19 protein-coding genes are annotated in these 18,887 nt (G+C 70.4%); 8 read left to right on the plus strand and 11 right to left on the minus strand.

The window, feature by feature from the left end; all coding sequences use genetic code 11:
* Nucleotides 1-30 precede the first annotated feature (30 nt).
* Nucleotides 31-1,044: a tyrosine-type recombinase/integrase gene (locus Plo01_RS22645; protein ID WP_203892729.1), complete on the minus strand. Its 1,014-nt coding sequence runs from the start codon at nucleotides 1,042-1,044 to the stop codon at nucleotides 31-33.
* A gap of 269 nt (nucleotides 1,045-1,313) precedes the next feature.
* Here Plo01_RS22645 and Plo01_RS22650 point away from each other — a divergent pair, with 269 nt between their 5' ends.
* A complete protein-coding gene (locus tag Plo01_RS22650; protein WP_203892675.1) occupies nucleotides 1,314-1,565 on the plus strand; it encodes a hypothetical protein in 252 nt (83 codons plus the stop codon).
* 333 nt (nucleotides 1,566-1,898) lie between these two features.
* Here the strand turns inward: Plo01_RS22650 and Plo01_RS22655 are convergent, their stop codons facing one another.
* A complete protein-coding gene (locus Plo01_RS22655; RefSeq protein ID WP_203892676.1) occupies nucleotides 1,899-2,264 on the minus strand; it encodes a hypothetical protein in 366 nt (121 codons plus the stop codon).
* A gap of 75 nt (nucleotides 2,265-2,339) precedes the next feature.
* A complete protein-coding gene (locus Plo01_RS22660; RefSeq protein WP_203892677.1) occupies nucleotides 2,340-3,284 on the minus strand; it encodes an RNA polymerase sigma-70 factor in 945 nt (314 codons plus the stop codon).
* 253 nt (nucleotides 3,285-3,537) lie between these two features.
* On the opposite strand from Plo01_RS22660, the gene Plo01_RS22665 reads away from it, so the two are divergent.
* Together Plo01_RS22665 and Plo01_RS22670 are read left to right on the plus strand one after the other, a co-directional pair.
* Entirely contained in the window at nucleotides 3,538-4,878 is a 1,341-nt protein-coding gene (locus tag Plo01_RS22665) for an FAD-binding oxidoreductase (protein WP_203892678.1), read from the plus strand.
* Between the two features lie 150 nt (nucleotides 4,879-5,028).
* A complete protein-coding gene (locus Plo01_RS22670) occupies nucleotides 5,029-5,298 on the plus strand; it encodes a dsRBD fold-containing protein (RefSeq protein WP_203892730.1) in 270 nt (89 codons plus the stop codon).
* 8 nt (nucleotides 5,299-5,306) lie between these two features.
* Here Plo01_RS22670 and Plo01_RS22675 read toward each other — a convergent pair whose 3' ends face one another.
* Nucleotides 5,307-5,846 carry a YdeI/OmpD-associated family protein gene (locus tag Plo01_RS22675; protein ID WP_203892679.1) on the minus strand — a complete coding sequence of 180 codons (540 nt, stop codon included), beginning with the start codon at nucleotides 5,844-5,846 and terminating at the stop codon, nucleotides 5,307-5,309.
* Nucleotides 5,843-6,250: a VOC family protein gene (locus Plo01_RS22680; protein ID WP_203892680.1), complete on the minus strand. Its 408-nt coding sequence runs from the start codon at nucleotides 6,248-6,250 to the stop codon at nucleotides 5,843-5,845. Before Plo01_RS22680 ends, Plo01_RS22675 begins: the two co-directional genes overlap by 4 nt.
* A gap of 86 nt (nucleotides 6,251-6,336) precedes the next feature.
* Between Plo01_RS22680 and Plo01_RS22685 the strand changes: the two genes are divergently transcribed.
* The gene (locus Plo01_RS22685) at nucleotides 6,337-7,269 is read left to right on the plus strand and encodes a helix-turn-helix transcriptional regulator (RefSeq protein WP_203892681.1); all 933 of its coding nucleotides are present in this window, start codon (nucleotides 6,337-6,339) and stop codon (nucleotides 7,267-7,269) included.
* A gap of 22 nt (nucleotides 7,270-7,291) precedes the next feature.
* Here Plo01_RS22685 and Plo01_RS22690 read toward each other — a convergent pair whose 3' ends face one another.
* Nucleotides 7,292-8,197 (minus strand): haloalkane dehalogenase, encoded by a 906-nt coding sequence (locus tag Plo01_RS22690; RefSeq protein WP_203892682.1) that lies wholly within the window; start codon nucleotides 8,195-8,197, stop codon nucleotides 7,292-7,294.
* Nucleotides 8,198-8,291: 94 nt separating this feature from the next.
* Here Plo01_RS22690 and Plo01_RS22695 point away from each other — a divergent pair, with 94 nt between their 5' ends.
* A complete protein-coding gene (locus Plo01_RS22695; protein WP_239316853.1) occupies nucleotides 8,292-8,786 on the plus strand; it encodes a MarR family winged helix-turn-helix transcriptional regulator in 495 nt (164 codons plus the stop codon).
* A 119-nt stretch (nucleotides 8,787-8,905) separates the two neighbouring features.
* Here the strand turns inward: Plo01_RS22695 and Plo01_RS22700 are convergent, their stop codons facing one another.
* Complete coding sequence (locus Plo01_RS22700) at nucleotides 8,906-10,267, minus strand: flavin monoamine oxidase family protein (RefSeq protein WP_203892683.1); 1,362 nt, start codon at nucleotides 10,265-10,267, stop codon at nucleotides 8,906-8,908.
* Nucleotides 10,268-10,557: 290 nt separating this feature from the next.
* The gene (locus tag Plo01_RS22705) at nucleotides 10,558-11,787 is read right to left on the minus strand and encodes a coiled-coil domain-containing protein (protein WP_203892684.1); all 1,230 of its coding nucleotides are present in this window, start codon (nucleotides 11,785-11,787) and stop codon (nucleotides 10,558-10,560) included.
* Between the two features lie 712 nt (nucleotides 11,788-12,499).
* Between Plo01_RS22705 and Plo01_RS22710 the strand changes: the two genes are divergently transcribed.
* Together Plo01_RS22710 and Plo01_RS22715 are read left to right on the plus strand one after the other, a co-directional pair.
* Nucleotides 12,500-13,633, plus strand: coding sequence for a coiled-coil domain-containing protein (locus tag Plo01_RS22710; RefSeq protein ID WP_203892685.1), 1,134 nt, complete (start codon nucleotides 12,500-12,502; stop codon nucleotides 13,631-13,633).
* A 201-nt stretch (nucleotides 13,634-13,834) separates the two neighbouring features.
* Complete coding sequence (locus tag Plo01_RS22715; RefSeq protein ID WP_203892686.1) at nucleotides 13,835-14,023, plus strand: helix-turn-helix domain-containing protein; 189 nt, start codon at nucleotides 13,835-13,837, stop codon at nucleotides 14,021-14,023.
* Nucleotides 14,024-14,312: 289 nt separating this feature from the next.
* Here Plo01_RS22715 and Plo01_RS22720 read toward each other — a convergent pair whose 3' ends face one another.
* The gene (locus Plo01_RS22720) at nucleotides 14,313-15,032 is read right to left on the minus strand and encodes a DinB family protein (RefSeq protein WP_203892687.1); all 720 of its coding nucleotides are present in this window, start codon (nucleotides 15,030-15,032) and stop codon (nucleotides 14,313-14,315) included.
* 269 nt (nucleotides 15,033-15,301) lie between these two features.
* On the opposite strand from Plo01_RS22720, the gene Plo01_RS22725 reads away from it, so the two are divergent.
* Nucleotides 15,302-15,733, plus strand: a complete 432-nt coding sequence (locus Plo01_RS22725; protein ID WP_203892688.1) for an MmcQ/YjbR family DNA-binding protein — start codon at nucleotides 15,302-15,304, stop codon at nucleotides 15,731-15,733.
* 492 nt (nucleotides 15,734-16,225) lie between these two features.
* Here the strand turns inward: Plo01_RS22725 and Plo01_RS22730 are convergent, their stop codons facing one another.
* The gene (locus Plo01_RS22730; RefSeq protein WP_203892689.1) at nucleotides 16,226-17,098 is read right to left on the minus strand and encodes an NAD(P)-dependent oxidoreductase; all 873 of its coding nucleotides are present in this window, start codon (nucleotides 17,096-17,098) and stop codon (nucleotides 16,226-16,228) included.
* Between the two features lie 486 nt (nucleotides 17,099-17,584).
* A complete protein-coding gene (locus Plo01_RS22735) occupies nucleotides 17,585-17,974 on the minus strand; it encodes an acyl-CoA thioesterase (RefSeq protein WP_068923788.1) in 390 nt (129 codons plus the stop codon).
* Between the last annotated feature and the right edge of the window lie 913 nt (nucleotides 17,975-18,887).

An 18,887-nucleotide genomic window follows, 5' to 3' on the forward strand; every position in this document is an offset into this window, starting at 1 on the left:
GGGCGGGGGAGCGGCTTCGCAGCGCACGATTCATCCGGTGGGCGCCCCACCCGGCGGCACGTCCCCGGCATCCCCGTCCCGCGCCAATTCCGCCAGCACGCCATAGGCGGGATTGCCCCGCGCGGCCCGCCGTACCTCCCGTGCCGTCGAAGCCACATACGCCTGCCCCGTGACGATCGAGGAGTGCCCCAGCAGCTCCATCAACTCGTGCGCCGACGCACCGCGCTCAGCCAGCCGCGTCGCGAACTCATGCCGCAACGCGTGCACCAGCGTCCCCCGCTGCACACGATCGTGGACCCCCGCGTACCGGTAACACTGACGCACCAGATACTGCAACCCGCCCCGCTGCAACGGCTCGTTGCGCGTATCCACCAGCAACGCCGCCGAACGGGGGAGCTCCGCCACCCCGAACCGGTCACAACGGCTGCGCAGATAACGCTCCACCAGCGCCTCCACCGGAGGCTCGATCGGCAACGACCGCGTCTTGCCCCCCTTGCCTACCACCTGGACCCGGCGGTCACCGGGGGAGCCGCCGATCGACCCGACCGTCAGGCCCAGCAGCTCCGCCGAACGCATCCCCGTCACCAGCGCCAGCGCCAGCACCGCCAGATCCCGCTCCACCCACGGGTCCCGCGCCTCACGCGCGCCCGCCGCGATCCGCTCCAGCAACGTCAGCGAGGCGCTCCCGTCCCCGAGGAACGGCTTGGGCGCCTTGGGAGGCTGCCGGGGCCGGGGGACCGCCGCCATCGGATTGCCCTCCAGCATCCCCTCGGCGACGCAGAAGGTGAGGAACTGATTCCAGGCGCTCCAGGCGCGGTTGACGCTGGCCGCCGAGCGCGGGCCGGAGAACTCGGCGAACGCCGTACGGATGGTCCGCCCGGTGAGCCGGCGCACCTCGAGCTCGGCGGGCGCGACGCCCGAGGCCGCGGCGGCGATCTCGGCGACGGCCCGCAGATCGCGTTCGTACCCGGCGACGGTGTGCGCGGAGAGTTTCTTGGTCCGCAGGGAGGACAGGAACTCGGCCGTGGCCTCGGGGACGCGCATCAGCACCAGCGGGTCACGCTCCACGGGGGCCTCCCGGGCGGGCGGGGAGGGCGGAATCTGAATGATGCATAAGTGCGATTATGCATCAAACATGGCGGAGAGCCCCTGAGAAGGGGACGCGCCACGCCGGACGACTCCGCCCACGCGCACCGTCCACACCGCAGATGCCACAGATATCGCCACAGATGTCACTGACGTCACCACAGATCCCACCGGACGGGCCCGTGCGACTGCAGACACCGGACGATCGACGGGGCTATCCTCAAGGCATGTCAGACACGATCAGGATCGTCATCGTGACCGCAGTCGTCCTCATCCTGATCATCGGCCTGATCTGGCTCGCGGTGCGGCTGGCCCACCGGCCCCGCAACAGCCTTCTCGGCGGCGCCCTGGGGCCCGAGCTGGTCAACCAGGCGCGGGAGTTGAAGATCTCCGGTCAGTTCGACGATGCGGTGTTCCTGATCCGGGGTGAGACCGGGATGAGCCAGCGGGCCGCTTCCCGTCTCGTTCGCAGACTCTGACAAAAGCGACAATGACGCCATACCAGACAGAAGGTAGATTCTGTCTGGTATGGCGTCATAAGTAATATTTCCCGTGCTTTCGTGACTTTTCATTCTGTATCGAGGGTTGTGGGCCTCATCTCCCCCGCGAACGCCCTGCTGAGACGGGAAGGCTGTGCCGGGGCCCGTGAACGGATCGATGGGCTCGCGGCTCTCGGCTCGCGGATCGGATCTCCGGCCGCGTCGACGGCGCGACCTCTCCCCCGGGCGGGGCGGGCGTCGCCGCCTCCAGGTCGTTGTCACGGTCTGTAACGGTCGCCGGCCTTCGGAGATCCCGCTTCCCGTGGCGGGTCCTCACCTCGCACGCACTCCCCTGCTCCCCGTGCGAACTCCCGGGCTGAGGGGGGCCGGTGCCCTGCGGAGGATTTGCGTCGGCAGGCGGCGGCGCGGGAGCAGCTGGAGCGTCTGAGGGTTGACGGCGATGGCATCGACGCCCGGCGGCGGTTCTTCCTGCCCGCTTTCGGATATGCCGACCTCGGCAGCATCGTGGAGGTCGGGCTCCAGGGCGTGCTGTCGGGGCACTACCGCGCCGGGCGCGAGCTGACCGAGGCCGGGGTCGCCGCCGATCAGTGCCACGCTGCCGTGGCCGTCCGTGGCGGCCGCGTGCAGGCGTGTCAGTTCGGCCAGCTCGCGGCGGCGTCCGACGAAAATCTCCGCCACGATCCCCGTCTGCCCGCATCCGTCGTCCCGGAGCCAACCCGGACCTCTCAACGCCTTGCCGGGCGAGTCCCGGGGTCAGCGGGTCACCGGGGTTTCCCGCTCCATATGTGACAGCTTCTCGGGGTTGCGCACGGCGTAGAGTCCGGCGATGAGGCCGTTGTCGATGCGCATCGTCATGACGGTCTCGATGCCGCCGTCGGTCCGGACGATGAGTGCCGGGTGGCCGTTGACCTGTGCCGGCTGCAGTGAAAGCGTCGCCGTGGTGGTGATCCTGCCCAGCACGCGGGCCACCTGTTCGGCGCCCACGACGGGTTCCGGTGCGGCTGGTTTGAGTCCTCCGCCGTCCGCCAGGAGGACGACGTCCGGTGCGAGGATGTCGAGCAGGCTCTGCAGGTCGCCTGTTTCGACCGCGCTCTGGAAGGCTTTGAGCGCGTCGTGGGCCTCGGCCGGGGAGACGACGCCGCGGGGTCGGCGCGCCGCGACGTGCGTCCGTGCCCGGTGGGCGATCTGGCGGACCGCGGGCAGGTTCTTGCCGACGGCGTCGGCGATCTCGTCGTAGGGCAGGTCGAACACCTCGCGCAGCACGAAGACCGCCCGCTCGGTCGGGGTGAGGGTCTCCAGCACCAGCAGCATCGCCGTCGAGACGCTGTCGGCCAGCTCGACGTCCTCGGCGACGTCGGGTGCGGTCAGCAGCGGTTCGGGCAGCCAGGGGCCGATGTAGGACTCCTTGCGGCGGCCGAGTGTGCGCAGCCGTTTCAGTGCCTGGCGGGTGGTGATCCGTACCAGGTAGGCGCGGCGGTCCCGTACCGTGCCGAGATCGACGCCCGCCCACAGCAGCCAGGTCTCCTGCAGGACGTCTTCGGCGTCGGCGGCCGAGCCGAGCATCTCGTAGGCGACGGTGAACAGCAGGTTGCGGTGGGTGAGGAAAGCTCCGGTGGCGGGGTCGGTGCCGGTGTCCGTACGGCCGTCCGGGGCGAGGGGCCCGGCTGTGTCCGTCGCTGGCCCGCCGTGTTCGCTCATCGCTGGTTCCCGCCTGTTCGTTCTTGACTGTTCCACGCCTGACTCGGCCGCTCCACGCATAAGACCCCGGTTCTCGCGGCTTTGTGACATCCGTGGCGGGTGACGCACGTCACACGGCTCCGGGTGTCACAGGGGTCGGCTCGCCGGGATCTCTTGCTCGTCGGGAGGCCGCGCCGGTGGTCCACGTGGCGCCCGGCGCCGTGACTTCGGCTGACGAAGGTTCTTTTCGTGTGGACAAGGAGTGTGGAGTGTCATGGGTTCAGCGCTTGAAACCCTCCGTCGTGACTTCGGCGGCGACATCGTCGAACCGGGAGCGGCGCAGTACGCGTCGGTCAGCCGCTCGGTGCTGGCTTCGGGGAGTCCGGCCTACGTCCTGCGGCCCGGCAGCGTCGGGGACGTGCGGGCGGGTGTCAGGTTCGCCGCCGCCGCGGGGCTGGTGCTGTCCGTGCGGGGCGGCGGTCACGCCTTCGCGGGCTTCGGCACCAACGACGGCGGCGTCGTGATCGATCTCAGCGGGCTCGCGAGCGTCGAGGTCGTCGACAAGGAGCGTCACCTCGTGCGGGTCGGCGGCGGCGCCACCTGGGGGCAGGTCGCGGCCGCCCTGGCCCCGCACGGGCTGGCGATCTCCTCGGGTGACACCAGGGATGTCGGCGTCGGCGGGCTGACGTTGAGCGGCGGCATCGGCTGGAAGGTCCGCAAGTACGGCCTCGCGCTGGACAGCCTGGTCGCCGCCGAGGTGGTCACCGCCGGCGGGCAGGTCGTGCGTGCGAGCGCGCGGGACAACCCGGAGCTGTTCTGGGCGATCCGCGGTGGCGGTGGGAATTTCGGGATCGTGACCGTCTTCGAGTTCTCGGCGCATCCGACGACGGACGTCTTCCACGGCAGGATCGCCTTTCCGGCGTCGGAGGCGGCCGTCGTGCTCCGGGGCTGGGCGGGGCGCATGCGCGCGGCTCCCGTAGAGCTCACCTCCGTGGTGAACGTCGCCAATCCCCTCGCCGGCGGGCCCGAAGCGCCGGTCGAGATCCACCTCGCCTTCGACGGCGACGATCCGGAGGCGGCCGCCCGGGCCGTCGATCCGATCCGTCGGCTCGGCACGGTGATCGATGACGATGTCGCGCTGAAATCCTACGCCGACACGCTCGTGGACGGCCTCACTCCTCCCCCGGGCGTTCGGCTGCTCACCCGCAGCGCGTTCGTCGACGGGGAGTCGGTGCCGGAGGTCCTCGGGATCCTCGCCGACGTCGGGGCGTCGGAGCGGCCTCCGTTCATCGCCGTTCGCAGCGTCGGCGGCGCGGTGTCCCGCGTCGCCGCCGACGCCACCGCCTACCCGCATCGCCGGGCGGAGCTGATGTTCGTGACCACCGTCGCGGGTCCGCAGCCGGTCGTCGAGGCCGCGCGTCCCGCTCTGGAGGCGATCTGGGCGAGACTCGCGCCTCACGTCGGCGGCGCCTACGCCAACTTCCTGTCTTCGGCCACCGAGGAGGATGTCGCGGCGATCTATCCGGCGCGGACCCGCGAGCGGCTCGCGGCGGTCAAGGGCCGGTACGACCCCGGCAATCTGTTCGCCCGCAACCACAACATCCGGCCCCGGTAGCCTCCGCGGAAGGCCGCCCCGGCTCACGGGCCCGAACCGCCGCACACCCTCTCCAGGGTGAAGAATCGTGAAAAGTCGTATTTGCCGAGCTCAAAAGGGGTTCCTCCGCATTCGGCAGGAGGGGACGCTGGAGGTGAGGGGGTGTTCGTGATGCAGACCAAGCAGTGGAATGTGGAGATATCCATCACCGAGGACGACGCCGACGACCTCACCACGGCCAGGGCCGTCCTGCTCGCCGGCGACGGCACCCGCCACGAGAGCGTGGCGCACGCCCGCCGCAGCCCCGGTGACCAGGCCGTCCCGGACATCGGTGACGAGCTGGCGGCGGGGCGGGCGCTGTCCGACCTGTCGGCCAAGCTCCTGGAGGACGGCGCCGAGGACGTGGCACGGCTGGCGAACGCCACGCGGATCTCGCGCTGAGCCTCCCCTCACGCCAGCAGATCGGCGAGCGCCTTCTGCAGGCGGGCCGCGCGCCCGGCCGGGGTCCTGGCCTTCAGCAGCGACAGGATCACCAGGTAACGATCGGTCTTGCCGAGCGCGTCGAAGCGGGCGGCGGCCTCCGGGCGGGCCGCCAGCGCCTCGGCCAGGTCGGGCGGGACGGTGGCGTCGCGCTGGGCGACGTAGGCCGCCTCCCACCGCCCGTCCGCCTGGGCGGCGGCGACCTCCGCCAGCCCGGGCGGGCGCATGCGCCCGGCGGCGGTCAGCGCCTCCACGCGCTCGACGTTCTCCCGCGACCAGGGACTGCCCTTGCGGCGGCGTGAGTACCGCTGCAGGAAGCAGTGCTCGTCGTGGGCCTTGCGCTGGCTGTCGATCCAGCCGTAGCACAGCGCGACGTCCAGCGCCTGCCCGATCGTGACCGCGGCGACGGGCGACCCCTTCTTGGCGATCTTCAGCCAGACGCCGCCCTCGTCGCCGTGGTGCTCGGCCAGCCACGCCTCCCACCGGGCGGCGTCCGCGAAGTGCATCATCGGTCCAGGATCTCCAGGTAGTGCTGGTTGTACATGACGCCCAGCACGTTGCCGAACGGGTCGATCACCGATGCGGTGACGAAGCCGGGCCCGTGCTCGGTGAGCGGCATGTACGGCGTGGCCCCCATGGCCAGCAGCCGCTCCAGGGCGGCCCGAACGTCGTCGACGTGCCAGTGGAGGACCACGCCCCCGGGGGTGGCCGACGCCCCCTGCGGGGCGTAACGCCGGTCGATGAGGCCGAGTTCGGCCTGGTAGTCGCCGATCCTGAACTCGTAGTAGGCGGCCGGCTGCCCGTCGCCCGGCCGCTCGAAGTACGGCTCGACGCCCAGCAGCTCGGCGTACCACTTCTTGGCCGCCTCCAGGTCGTCGGCCCAGAAGTTGACGGTGGCAGGTCCTCGCAACATGTGTCGCTCCTTCTCTGTGCTGTCTTCTCCAACATAGAAGGCGTTGAGGAACCTGCGTTTCCTCAACGCCTGGCAGACTGACGAAAATGACGGAAACCTCGGTCCGGCTCCTGCGCCTGCTGTCCCTGCTGCAGTCGCGTCCCGACTGGCCCGGCCGCGAGCTGGCCGACCGGCTCGGGGTGACCACCAGGACCGTGCGCAACGACATCGAGCGGCTGCGCATCCTCGGCTACCAGATCCACTCCACCACCGGCACGGCCGGCGGCTACCGGCTCGGCGCGGGGGCGGCCCTGCCCCCGCTGCTGCTGGACGACGAGGAGGCGGTCGCGGTGGCGGTGAGCCTGCACGCGGCGGCCGGCGGGACGGTGACCGGCATCGAGGAGACCTCGCTGCGCGCCCTCACCAAGCTCCAGCAGATGCTCCCCTCGCGGTTGCGGCACCGCACCGCCGCCGTGGGGGCGGCCACCGTGTCGGTCGCCGGCCGCGGCCCCACGGTCGACGCCGAGACGCTCACCGGCATCGCCGCCGCCATCCGCGACCGCGAGCAGCTGCGCTTCGACTACCGGGGGCGCGACGGCGCCGACGGCTCCCGCGTGGCGGAGCCTCATCGCCTCGTCTACACCGGCCGCCGCTGGTACCTGCTGGCCTGGGACACCGCCCGTGCCGACTGGCGCACCTTCCGTGCCGACCGCATCCGCCTGCGCACGCCGAACGGTCCGCGCTTCGTCCCCCGCGACCCTCCGGCCGATGCCGCCACCCATGTCGTGCGCGGCGTCACCTCGACGGCCTGGAGGCACCCGGCCCGTGTGCGCCTGCACGCTCCGATGGAACGGCTCACGGAACTCCTGCCGCCCGCCGCGGGCCTCCTGCACGACGACGGGGTGCTGGAGACGGGCGGCGACTCCCTGAGCGACCTGGCCGCGTTCCTGGGCGCGCTCGGCGTGCCCTTCACGGTCCTGGACCCGCCGGAACTGCGTGAGTTCCTGCACGACCTGGCCGACCGCTACCGGAACGCGTGAGCGCGCGGCCGGGCCGCACGCTCTACACCGCCGCGGGGGACGCCGGCCGGCCCGAGCCCAGCCCGTGCCGCCGCCCCCAGGCGGTGATCGCCGCGGCGATGGCCTCGGGCCGGTCCTCCGGCGCGTGGTGCCCGGCCGGGCCGCAGTGCTCGATCTCCAGGGCGGCGATGTTGGCCGCGCACCAGTCGGCCGTCTCCTGCCCGATGAGCAGGGTGGGCGAGGAGTCGAAGGTGAGCAGCAGCTTGGGGACACCGGCGCTGCCCGCCAGCCACGCGCCGTACCGCTCGACCCGCCCGGTCACGTCGGCGGGCTCGCCGTCGAGCGGCAGCGAGCGTGCCCACTCCAGCAGCGGGCGGCGGCTCTCACGGGTGGGGTAGGGCGCCAGGTACGGTTCCATCTCCTCCGCGCTCAGGGGCGTCAGCACCCCTCCGGTGAAGGCCGTGCGCACCAGGAAGTCCTGGTCGAGGACCAGTGACTCGCCCTGCGGGCCCCGGATGGCCTCGGCCCGGGCGCGCGGGGCCTCGCCCAGGTCGTCCCAGGACATCGGCCGGACGAAGGTCTCCAGGAAGGCCACCCCGCGGACGCGGCCGGGATGGCGGGCCGCCCAGTCGAAGGCCAGCGCCCCGCCCCAGTCGTGGCCGACGAGCACCGCCTCCTCCAGCCCCAGCCGGTCGAACCAGGCGTCGAGGTAGCGGGCGTGGTCGGCGAAGCGGTACGGCACCGCGGGTTTGCCCGAGCGGCCCATCCCGATGAGGTCGGGGGCGAGCAGGCGTGCGGGCCCGCCGATCCCGGGCAGCACCTTCCGCCACAGGCGGGAGGAGGCGGGGTTGCCGTGCAGGAAGACGAAGGGGAGGCCGCTGCCCGTCCCCTCGGGGTCCCCCGTCTCCTCGTAGTACATCGCCGAGTCGAGCACGTCGATCGAGGGCATGGACGCCTCCCAGTTAGTTAGTCAAACGAACGTTTGTCGCACGAACGAATCTATATCGTTAGGGCGACTAACACAAGAAGGTAGGATCGCCGCCATGAGCAGCAGCGCCTCCGACATGACAGGCCCCGGGGACGGGGAGGCCACCCCGGCACGATTGCGCAACCGGCCGACCCGCCTCCTGGCCCTGGTCGCCCTGCACTCCGACCGCCTGGTGACGGAAGGACTGGCCGGCCTGGAGGCGCGCCGGTGGCATTACGCCGCGCTCGCCTCGCTGCAGGAGTTCGGCCCGGCGAGCCAGACGGAGCTGAGCCGCCGCACCCGCATCCACCGCAGCGACCTGGTCGCCGTCATCAACGAGCTGGCCGAGCGCGGCTTCGTGGAGCGCGCGCCGGATCCCGCCGACCGCCGCCGCAACGTCATCACCATGACCCCGCAGGGCCGCGGTCACCTGCACCGGCTCGACGACCTGCTCGCCACCATCGAGGACGACGTGCTCGCCCCGCTGGCCCCGGCCGAACGTCTCCAGTTCACCGAGCTCCTCACCCGCCTGCTGGACCACCACGGCAGGTCCTGCTTCCGGGACGCCTGAACGGCCCAGGGACCGCGGCCGACGCGCGGCGACGACCGGGTCACATCTCCGGGCCACGCCTTCGAATCACGTCCTCGGGTCATGTCCGGGGCAGGGGCCGGACGCGGGCCGTCAGGAGATCAGACGGCCCGCGTCACCGCGTCCGCCGCGGCCTCCCCGGACCGCACCGCGCCGTCGATGTAGCCGTACCAGCGCGAGGAGACCTCCGATCCCGCCCAGTGGACGCGGCCCGCCGGGACACGCATCGCCGCACCGAGGCGGGTCCACGCACCCGGCGGGAACACCGCCGCGTAGGCGCCGCGGGTGAACGCCTCCTCGTTCCAGTTCCGCTCGGCGAAGCTCACCGGCGTGGCGGCCCGCGGACCGAACAGGCGGCCGAGGGCGCCGAGGAGGACCGTCCGGCGCTCCTCGGCCGGGCGGGCGGCGAGCTCCCGGGCGGGCGCGCCGTTGACGAAGGCGATCAGCACCCCGCGGCGGCCGGACGGAGGGCCGCTGTCTGCGGTCATGGTGATCGGGCCGCGCAGGCTGAGGGACACGCCGCTCAGGCCGGCCCGCCGCCAGAACGGTTCGGGATAGCCGACGACGTATTTGATCACGCTGCCCATGGGGAGCCGTTGCAGCAGGTTGTCACGCGCCGCCGGCAGCGGCGGCCGGTAGGTGACCCGGGCCGCGAGCGCGGGGGGAACCGCCACCACCGCATGCCGCGCCCGCCATGCGGTCCCGTCCTCGGCGGTGACCGTGACACCGGAGTCGTCCTGCTCGATCCGGCGGACCGGCGTGTTCAGCCGGATCGCGCCCTCCAGCCGTTCGGCGATCCTGACGGCCAGGCCGTACGCCCCGCCGGCCAGCCGGTCCTGCTGCGCGCCTCCTTCGAAGTCGGTCACCGCCGCCAGGCCGCCGGCGGCCTTCACGTAGAACAGCGCGTGCAGCAGCGACAGCTCGCTCGGCTCGCAGGCCCAGATCGCCCGGCAGGCCAGGACGAGGAACCGGCGCCCGTCGCGGGTCCTGACCGTGCGGTCGATCCAGGACCGCATGGTCTGCCCGTCGAGCGCGGCCGCGTCCGGGCTGCGCCAGGGGGCGTCGGCGTCGACGGCGCGGGCGAGCCGGTCGAGGCGGAACCGGGCCTGCGCCACGTCCGCCAGAGCCGCCGGCCCGAGCCTGGGCACCGTGCCGCGAAACCGGCGCAGCCGCCCGGTCGCGGTCTCCAGCACACTCGCGCCCCCGGTGTGCGTCGGGACGGTGCCCACGCCGAACTCGGCCGCCAGCGCGTACACGCGGTCCTGGCCCGGTCCGATGAACTGGCCGCCGAGATCGACGATCTCGCCGTCGGCCTCGATGCCGGCCGTGCGGCCGCCGACCCGGTCGCGGGCCTCGAGGAGAAGGACTGCGGCCCCGTGATGACGGAGGCGGTTGGCGCACGAGAGGCCGGCCATGCCGGCGCCGACCACGATGACGTCGACGTCGGGGCGTTGGTGGGACATGTGGTCTCCTGGGGGTGTCGGTCGTCTTCGCGACATGCGCGAACACGCCAGCGCACCCACCTGCCACCACGGCGCTGACTTCTCGGGTTCACTTGTGTGCGCAGATCATTTCCGGCGCTCGGCCGGGGTGTCAACCGTACGGGCCCGATCCACGCGTCCGTCGCATCAGACGCCCCTCCCCCGCGGCCGTCCCGTCGCCGGCCGAGCCGGCGGTGCGGTGAAGCCCGGCCGCGGACGGCAGGCACCCCGGGCGGCGAACTCCTGGATCGCGTCGGCGGCCGAGCCGCCGATCACGCACCCGCCTCCCGGGCGTCGCCGCTCCCCCCCGCCCGCGGCCGGCGTCGCGGCGGTTCGGCGGCTCGCAGCTCCGCCGCGACCGCCCGCTCACGGAGCCCGGCGGACTCCTGGCGGAGCGTCTCGAGCTGATCGCGCAGATCGGCCATGCGGGCGCGCTCCAGAGCCAGATCCATCCTCGCCTGGTCCCGTTCCGCCTGCGCCTGGTCCAGCTGTTCCTGGAAGCGCCCGGCGCGTTGCTCGGCCTCCCGGACCTGCCGCGCCGCCCGTTCCTGCTCGGCCTCGACGCGCGCGGCCGCCGCCTGCTCGGCCTCGGCGGCGTGGCTGCCGGCGCGCGCGGCCGCCGCGCGGGCCTGGGCGGCCTCCGCCACCGCCCGGTCACGCGCCTGGGCGTCGGCCTCGGCGCGGGCCACGGCCCTGTCCCGCTCGGCGGCCGCGGCCTCGGCCCGTGCGGCCGCCGCCGCGGCCGCCTGCTCGGCCTTGGCCTTGCCCTTGCGGGCCAGGTCCGCCTCGTGCCGTGCGGTGTCCCGCTCGGCCCGGGCCCGCTCCGCGTCTTCCCTGTCCTGTACGGCCTGCGCCTGCGCCTGCCGCGCCTGCGCCTGGGCGGCCTCCACCCGCTCGGCCAGTTCCCGCACCGCCGCATCGCGTGCCGCCTCGGCCTGATCGGCCCGGTGCCGGGCCTCGGCCTCGGCGTTCCTGGCCTGCCGCTCGGTGCTGGCCGCCTCCCGGAGCGCCGCCAGGGCCTGCTCGCGCGCGGTCTCGGCGTCGGCCAGCGCGGTGTCGCGCTCGGCGTCGGCCTCCTGGACCTGCCGCGCCATCGCGTCGCGCTCCCTGCGGGCGTGCTCGGTGGCCTCGCGTGCCAGCCGTACCTGCTCGAAGGCCTGCTCCCGCTCGGTGCGCGCGATCGCCACCCGGGTGTGGGCCTCGGCCTGCACCGCGCTCAGCTTCGCCTCCACCCCGGCGGGACTCAGCTCGTCGGCCAGCACCTGCGCCAGCGGGGCGATGGCCGCGGCCATCCCCTTCTCCATGCGCTCGTAGAGATCCTCCGCCCGGGCCAGGGCCCCCTCCAGCCCCGGTGTCGCCCGCCGGAGCTCGCGCTCCCGTTTCGCCGCGGCCTGGCAGTCGCCCTGAGGACAGTAGGCCCGCGGCCGTCCCCGCCCGGGCCGCTGCTCGATCGGCGTCCCGCAGTGCTTGCAGGGCGTCACCACACCCGCTGCTTCTCCCACAGGAGCAGCCTAGCATTTCTATTTTCCAGAAATTCTAATTCAAAAAAAGAGATCCGTTGCGGCCTCCCAGCTGTGAAGCAACTACCGAGAATGACAATTCCCGCAAGTTGAGAGTCGGTCGAGGTTTCGCAACAGGCCGCCCATCTAGATGCGAATGGTCATTTCGTTGACCTGGAGTTTCGTCACTGCTGTCAGTGACTTGGTCATGACATGTCAGTCGTGACCTCGTAGCGTCTGAGCCGACTACGGGGAGCGCAGGTACGGAGGCTCTTGCCTTCGGCCCGGGACGGCCTACCGCAGGGGTGTCCCTGCCGCGTCAGGATACCGAGCCGGCCTTGAGCCCGACCAAGTCACGAGCACCTCATGGCCGATGGTGCCGCTCCTGCCCCCAGCAGCAAGCCCCTGACCTGGGGAGTCGATTCAACTCAGCCAGGCGGGTGAGGGCGTGGCCAGCAGCGAGACTTCCGGTTGGAGCATCGCATCTTGGTCGACCGCTGTCTTCCCGAGGGCCTCATCTCACCCCAACCCGGCCTTCTGTACCTATGCTGACCAGCTCCATCAGGTTGAAAAGTCTCACTGAGCTGGTGTGAGAGAGGCTAAGGATCAAGGTTGGCGGAATTATGTGGTATGGGATTTGCAACCCAGTTTAGTGTTTCGAGTAAAGCTATATATTTCCGCGTATCGCTTTATCGGCCGTGCTGGTTTGAGGGGCATGCCTGAAGATCGCGACGATGCCTCCGTCGATGGCACCCCCGCCGCTGCAGCGGACGAGCCGATCGGGACCTGCCAGCTACAGGGCTGCGACAACCCGCTGCCCGCACCGCGCCGCGACGAGAACGGCCGACGGATCGGCGGCCGCCCGGCCAAATACTGCAGCCCCGCCCACAAAGACGCCGCCGCCCGCACCCGCCGAGAACAGCAAGACGCGGCCGTGGCCGAGCCCTTGGCCGCCGCCCGCACCCTGGCCGAGACCGTGTTACCGGCCGCCGACCGGCTCACCGGCGTGCTGGCCGAACTGACCACCCGCCTGCAGGCCGCCGAGACCGGTGCCCTGGCCCGTATCCAGGCCGCCGACGCCGAGGCCATAGCCGCCCGCCGCGAGGCAGATGAGGCCGAGACCCGCGCCGACAACGCCGAACAGCGCCGCCGCGAGGCGCTGGCCGCCGTCCGCGACGCCGAGGCGTCCCGCGCGGAAAGCGAGCGCCAGATGGCACGCGTTCGGGCTGAGACCGAGGCCGTCCGCCAGCAGGCGTGGGAAGAAGTCGCCCGCCACGAGCGGGCCCGCGGTCAAGCCGAAGCCGCTCGCGACGCGGCGCAAGCCGCCCAGGGAGTACTGGAGGATCGGCTGCGGACCCTCCAGGAGGAACTGCAGACGTCACGCGCCGCCCACCAGCAAAGAAGCGAACAGCTCGAAGCAGCTGACCGTGCTCTGGCCCGGGTGCGGGACGACAACGCAGATCTACGCGAGCAACTGGCCATGCTCAACGAACGTCTGCAGGCCACCGAAGCCGCCTACGCTCAAGCCCGCACCGACACGGACGCCGCGCGGGCCGCAGCGGAAGCGGCTCGGCAGGAGAGCGCCCAGGTACGAACCGTACTGGAACAGCGTGACCAGAATCTCGCCCAGGCGCACCAAAAGATCACCGATGCGCAGATCCGTGCCGCCGAAGCCGACGTCGTCCGGCACGCCGCCCAGATTCGCGCCGATGAACTACGCACCGCCCTGACGGCCGCCGAAGCGCGCAGCACCCGCCTGGAAGAGCTGCTCAGCGCATTGACCGCGCCACCAAGCGACTATGCCCGCCCCCACTCCAGCGCAGAGTCCCAGCAGGCCAGCGAACGGTAGCTGGGGAAGCTGCACCGCGACGCGGCACCAGGCCCACTGCCGCGCCTTCGTCTCCGATGCTCGGCCTGCTTTTACGGTCAGCACGGCTGGCGCGCCGTCATGCCGACCCGCTCGACACGTACCTTGATGCTCTTGAGCGTCTTGCGCTCCAGGGCAGAGGGGCCGGGGCCGGCGATGAGTGCCCAAACTCCCCCGGCGGTCATGGCCGTCACGCTCGGCGTGATCGCTGCGAGTGTCCTCCTCACCGTCGGGAAGATGTCCGGGCCCGAGTCGGGCGAGCCCGCCAGCATCAAACTCGACGACCTCAACATCATCTGCGCTGTCCTCGGCTGCGGCGGCGAGGAGCTTCTCATCCCCGAACCCGACAAGGTTGGTTACGTAGGCGAGTAGCGACAGCGTCTGTCGGTCAGTTGTGACAGCGATCGTTTCGGTCGCTGAGAAGTAGAAGCGCCCTTGGGCTTGTGGTGAGACGATGAATGTGCCCCGCAAGATGGGAGGCGCTGGTGCAGCCGAAGTCCAAGGTCGAGTTGTTCGCGGGATTCGACCGCACTGATGAACCGCATCGCCGACCTCCAGGGCGGCGCGCCTCTACGAGCTCGCCGCCCTCCCGGCGGGCCGCCCGCACCTAGCTCGGGCCCGCCGGATGCTCGAGAAGTGCCGCGTGAGTCCGTAGCCCGTCCTACTCAGCGTCCTGTGCCTCGATCAGGTCGAGATCGCGGACGCAGAAGCCGTGGTGCTCGAAGGTCTCGTTGAGCACCGCGCCGAGGCACTGCCGCACCGAGCGGCCCCGGGCGTACGGCGGCCAGACATCGTCGTCGGGCACCGGCGCTCGCCCGGCGAGCTGCTCAGCGGTGACCTTGTCGAGCCAGGCCTCCAGCTCGGCGGCCTGTGCGTCACGCACGCTCACGATCTCGTCGAGGGACGGATCGAGCGAGAGGTCAAGCCCGTGCGCTCCACGGTAGGGCTCGACGGTCGTCCCGATGCCCATCGGCGTGAACAGCTCCGTCGAGCCCAGGCAGCAGCGGCGGAACCACGAGTCGTGGACGAAGACCAGGTGGCGCATCGTCTGCACGGCCGACCACTCGTCGTTCACGCTGCGGCGCTCGATGCCGGGCCTACGACGGATTCGCTCGATCGTGGCGGCCCAGCCGGCATGGAGCTGACGCGCTGCCTCGCGCAGCTCGGCAGGGTCCTCGGAGCGGATCAGCAGCCGCACCGGATTACGCCGGTCGAGCTCTGCCTGGACGTACTCGGTGACCTCGACCCCGTTCACCACGAGGTTGGTGATAAGCCCGTCGATCACGGCGTCCTGCATGACGACGCCGATCAGGCGTGCCCCGGTCAGATCGCACTCGCGGAACTCTGCACCGTGCAGGTCCTCGTCGACATATCGTTTCATGCTCCGCAGGCTAGGGCCGAGTACTGACAAACTGGCCTCCCTGACCCCGCGACCTCCATCCCATGGTCGGTCGGCTCTCCCGAACATTGATCATGGTTCCAGCCCTCAAGTACGGTCAGAACTCACGAACAAATGCGGTCACTTCTCACGAACGAAACCACCCGCGCCCGACCAATGGTTAGGACAGGGGTTCCGGTGCCGATGTCGACGTGGTTCAGGCTCTTGGCGGGCATCATGCACGAGAGCACCGACAATTTTGGGAGACGCCGATGCCGGACAGCCCCGACGTGCCGGACGACGTCCTCGACCGCCTCCGCGCGCTGTGCCTGGCACTCCCCGGCGTCTACGAGGAACAGGCCTGGGTCGGCACCCGCTGGCTGGTCCGCAAGAAGACCTTCGCCCACGTCCTCGGCATCAGCGACGAGTACCCGCCCGCCGACACCCGCGACGCGCCGTTCGTCGGGGATGCCACCGTCCTGACCGTCCGCTCCGCCGGTGCCGAGCTCGCCGCGCTCGTCGGCACCGGCCACCCGTTCTACAAACCGAGGTGGCACCCGCAGGTCGTGGGCATGGTGATCGAACCGGACGCGGACTGGGACGAGATCGCCGAGCTGCTCATCGAGAGCTACTGCCTGCGGGCGCCGAAGAAGCTGGCGGCACAGGTTCCCCGGCCAGGTCCCGCGGCCGGCGGACCGGGCTGAACCACAGGCGTCAGCGAGCTCGTGGTGAGGGACGTGTCGACGTACTTCCTCGAATGCGTGCTGGGTACGGCAAGAGGCACAACTCTTTCCGCGCTACCGCGAAGTCGGTGGATCAGGGTGTCAACACGGGCGCGCCTGCGCAGGCAGCGGCGACTACGCGATCCACACCGACGGGTCGACATCAGTGGCTGGACTTCTGCACCCAGCACCGGGCCCCGTCACGGAGCCGACACAGGCAGACCTGGCCCTCAGCGCTGTCCAAACTGACCCGCAAACGCTGTTGCTAGTCACCGACGAAATCACAAGGTCAAGCGTGCCGACGAATCAGCTGAGCAGCAGCCCGCGGCGGCCTCATCCGAAGGTGACGGCGACGGCGAAATCCACGCCGAGACGGACAGCCGCCCTTTCGCAAGTCTCAAAAGCGCGGATCACGCGCGCTTTGTCCGAGAGCACCGCAGGGACGGGCCCACGTGTCAGCTGGGACGGCTCTCCTCAGGCGCCGTCCCGGTCTGCGGCGAGCGTCCAGACCGCGTCCTCGCCCCGGCCCTGCGCGACACCGCGCCCGAACTCGGCCACCGCTGCGTCGAACAGCGGGGCCCGCGTGCCGGAGGAGGACAGCGCGTGTTGGAACGTGCGGGCTGCCTTCTCATAGGTTGCAAGGGTCGCCTGGTCGGTGGTGAAGTCCTCGTCGGCGAGCCGCTGGACTATCTCCTCCTGTTGGAACTCGAACACGCTGGCCACACGCACCGCCAGCGGCAGGAACTCCTTCGGAGAGATCCCTTGGGACTTCGCGTAGCGGGCGGCCTCGGCGAACGCGGCGAGGATGGTCATGTGGAAGGCGCCGACCGTGGCGGCCTCCAAGACGTTCGCACCCTCCGGAGACTCGGATACATGGCGAGAGATGCCGCCGAGCAGCGCCAGGGCCGGCCGAGCGGTCTCCCACTCCGGTTCGTGGCCGGAGACCAGGAGCAGGAAATCCTCTCGCCCGACTTGTTCCGGATAACCGACGATTACGGCGTCGAGGTAGCCGCCCCCCTGCTCGGCGACCCGGTCCCGCATCGGCCGCGCCTGATCCGGGCTGCCCGTGGTCACATTGACGACGACGCGGCCGGCCAGTGTCCCGGCGTCACCGAGAACGACCTCGACGCTTTCGTAGGTGCTAAGGCAGATCACAACGATCCGCGCGCGCCTCACGGCCTCCTGCACAGTCGCAACGGCGGAGCATCCCGAGGCTGTCAGAGCCTGTGCGCGCTCCGGAGTCCTGTTCCACACCGTGACGTTGGCTCCTCCGCCTGCGAACGTCCTGGCTAGAGCAGAGCCCATGTATCCGCAGCCGAGCACGGCCACATCGAGCTGAGCAGACATCCGCGCGTCCTTTCGTGTCGAGTGCTCGACCAGTCGCCGTGCACGAGCGAGGACAGCGGTCATGGGCTCATCAAGCCGACCGCGTCTGTTCATGCGAATCTGCACCCGGTGAACCAGGCCGTGATTGAACCCACGTGCCACACGATCCGACGGGAACGTCACCGGCCACGGTCAAGCGATAGCGGCCCGGGGCGAATACCGAGGGAGGCCGTGCCTCAGCCGTTTCCCCGGGGATGGGGGTGAGCCGGGCTCAGGGTCGATCGATCACCGGTTCCGGGAGGTCACCGCCGGACCGGCGACCCGGCTCCATACACCGTCAGCGCTTGGTCGGCTTGCCCTGGAGCAACCCGGCTACCTCACGGCGACGGACCTGCCCGCCCCAGAACGGTGGGCCGGCGAGCACTGCCCCCCGTTTCGTGTCCCGGCGATTCGAGGGAGAACAACCGGGGAGGGGCCCTACCGGTCATCGCGGCATGATCGCCGCTACTAACCCAGTACCCGGCGCAGGATCTCGGGCACCGGACACTTGCCCGAACCGTCCCCGGCGATCGAGACATAGACGATGCGCGCCTCGCACACGGCCTCAGCATCCCGCAGGACGGTGAAGGACACCTCGAAGCTCGTGTTCCCGATCCGCACCGGCTCGACCAGAATCGACACGTCGTCGCCGAAACGGACACCTGAGCGCCAATTCAGCTCGGCTCGGACGAGCTGGAAATCGACACCCTGTTCCTGCAACCCGAGGACAGGCAAACCCTTGTGCTGAAAGAAGCCCGAAATGGCCTCGTCGAACCATGCCAGATACCAGGCGTTGAAGACCACCCCCTGCTGGTCGACCTCGTAATAACGCACGTGCCACGGGTGGACGTATCCCATGTCTCTTCCTTCACATCGCGTTCCGATTCTGCTGTTCCGAAGATTCTCCGCCGTCTCGCGGTGAAGGTAACAACAGACATGGCTCTGCGAATCGGACCGAACTGCCAGATGGCGGCAAATCCGTGCCAGCAAAGCCGGACATGCTGGCGGAAGCGAGCACGGTGAGGGATCATCGTCCAGATTTGGGAAATCCCGCTCCGAAGCGTCGATCCAGGGAGTCGTTTTCGAGCAGATCAGCACGTCGCCCTCCTATCGGAAGCCCCGGCCCATCACGGTCGCGACGCTTGCTCTTGAACCGCCCTGTCCCAGCGAGGTCCTCGTCCGGATCGAGGCGGCCGGGTCGTACCATTCGGATCTCTCGGTCGTCAGCGGGAACCGACGCAGACCCCGTACCGCTTCAAAATCCATCGCAAAGGCTTGAGTTGGAAGTCCTGCGAAGTGACAAGGAGTCGACGGCCGGCAAACCTCGTGCTTGAGCGCGCAGGAACGTTCGCCAGGAGGCGTCACCTCTCGGGACTCCGGTCGGTGCGCCGACACCGGAGGATCCGCCCTGGGGTCGCCTCGCTGACCTGGTAGCCGAGCCGCACCAGTTCACCGGTACGGGGGTATCCGTGTTGATAGCACTGGAGGCAACGGACCTGACTGACTCGACGATCAACGGGGACCCAGTTTCCGATGGATGGCCATGAAGACCACCTACCTACTGGATCTCCGTTCCCCTGCCCCGGGAACTCACATGCTTGACAGTGCCACGGCCGACTTAACCACCTGACCTCAGGAAAACGCCCAGGCGGCCGCATGACGAACATGGCAGCGCGAGCCCATCGATTGGCGCGGTACTTCAATTAGCAAGCCGCTTCTCGCAGGGAGATTGAACCCTTACCGGATGTCCTGCACTGGACAGATGCTCATG

Origin of the sequence: Planobispora longispora (genome assembly GCF_016863135.1) — a bacterium.
Lineage (GTDB): Bacteria > Actinomycetota > Actinomycetes > Streptosporangiales > Streptosporangiaceae > Planobispora > Planobispora longispora.

Bases quoted from the DNA above. Each gene is read 5' to 3' on its own strand.
- Plo01_RS22680 (WP_203892680.1), bottom strand. From the start codon at position 6,250: ATGTTGCGAGGACCTGCCACCGTCAACTTCTGGGCCGACGACCTGGAG.
- Plo01_RS22700 (WP_203892683.1), bottom strand. From the start codon at position 10,267: ATGTCCCACCAACGCCCCGACGTCGACGTCATCGTGGTCGGCGCCGGC.
- Plo01_RS22660 (WP_203892677.1), bottom strand. From the start codon at position 3,284: ATGAGCGAACACGGCGGGCCAGCGACGGACACAGCCGGGCCCCTCGCC.
- Plo01_RS22695 (WP_239316853.1), top strand. From the start codon at position 8,292: ATGAGCAGCAGCGCCTCCGACATGACAGGCCCCGGGGACGGGGAGGCC.
- Plo01_RS22675 (WP_203892679.1), bottom strand. From the start codon at position 5,846: ATGATGCACTTCGCGGACGCCGCCCGGTGGGAGGCGTGGCTGGCCGAG.
- Plo01_RS22670 (WP_203892730.1), top strand. From the start codon at position 5,029: ATGCAGACCAAGCAGTGGAATGTGGAGATATCCATCACCGAGGACGAC.
- Plo01_RS22720 (WP_203892687.1), bottom strand. From the start codon at position 15,032: ATGAAACGATATGTCGACGAGGACCTGCACGGTGCAGAGTTCCGCGAG.
- Plo01_RS22715 (WP_203892686.1), top strand. From the start codon at position 13,835: ATGGCCGTCACGCTCGGCGTGATCGCTGCGAGTGTCCTCCTCACCGTC.
- Plo01_RS22735 (WP_068923788.1), bottom strand. From the start codon at position 17,974: ATGGGATACGTCCACCCGTGGCACGTGCGTTATTACGAGGTCGACCAG.
- Plo01_RS22690 (WP_203892682.1), bottom strand. From the start codon at position 8,197: ATGCCCTCGATCGACGTGCTCGACTCGGCGATGTACTACGAGGAGACG.
- Plo01_RS22645 (WP_203892729.1), bottom strand. From the start codon at position 1,044: ATGCGCGTCCCCGAGGCCACGGCCGAGTTCCTGTCCTCCCTGCGGACC.
- Plo01_RS22725 (WP_203892688.1), top strand. From the start codon at position 15,302: ATGCCGGACAGCCCCGACGTGCCGGACGACGTCCTCGACCGCCTCCGC.
- Plo01_RS22685 (WP_203892681.1), top strand. From the start codon at position 6,337: ATGACGGAAACCTCGGTCCGGCTCCTGCGCCTGCTGTCCCTGCTGCAG.
- Plo01_RS22730 (WP_203892689.1), bottom strand. From the start codon at position 17,098: ATGTCTGCTCAGCTCGATGTGGCCGTGCTCGGCTGCGGATACATGGGC.
- Plo01_RS22665 (WP_203892678.1), top strand. From the start codon at position 3,538: ATGGGTTCAGCGCTTGAAACCCTCCGTCGTGACTTCGGCGGCGACATC.
- Plo01_RS22650 (WP_203892675.1), top strand. From the start codon at position 1,314: ATGTCAGACACGATCAGGATCGTCATCGTGACCGCAGTCGTCCTCATC.
- Plo01_RS22710 (WP_203892685.1), top strand. From the start codon at position 12,500: ATGCCTGAAGATCGCGACGATGCCTCCGTCGATGGCACCCCCGCCGCT.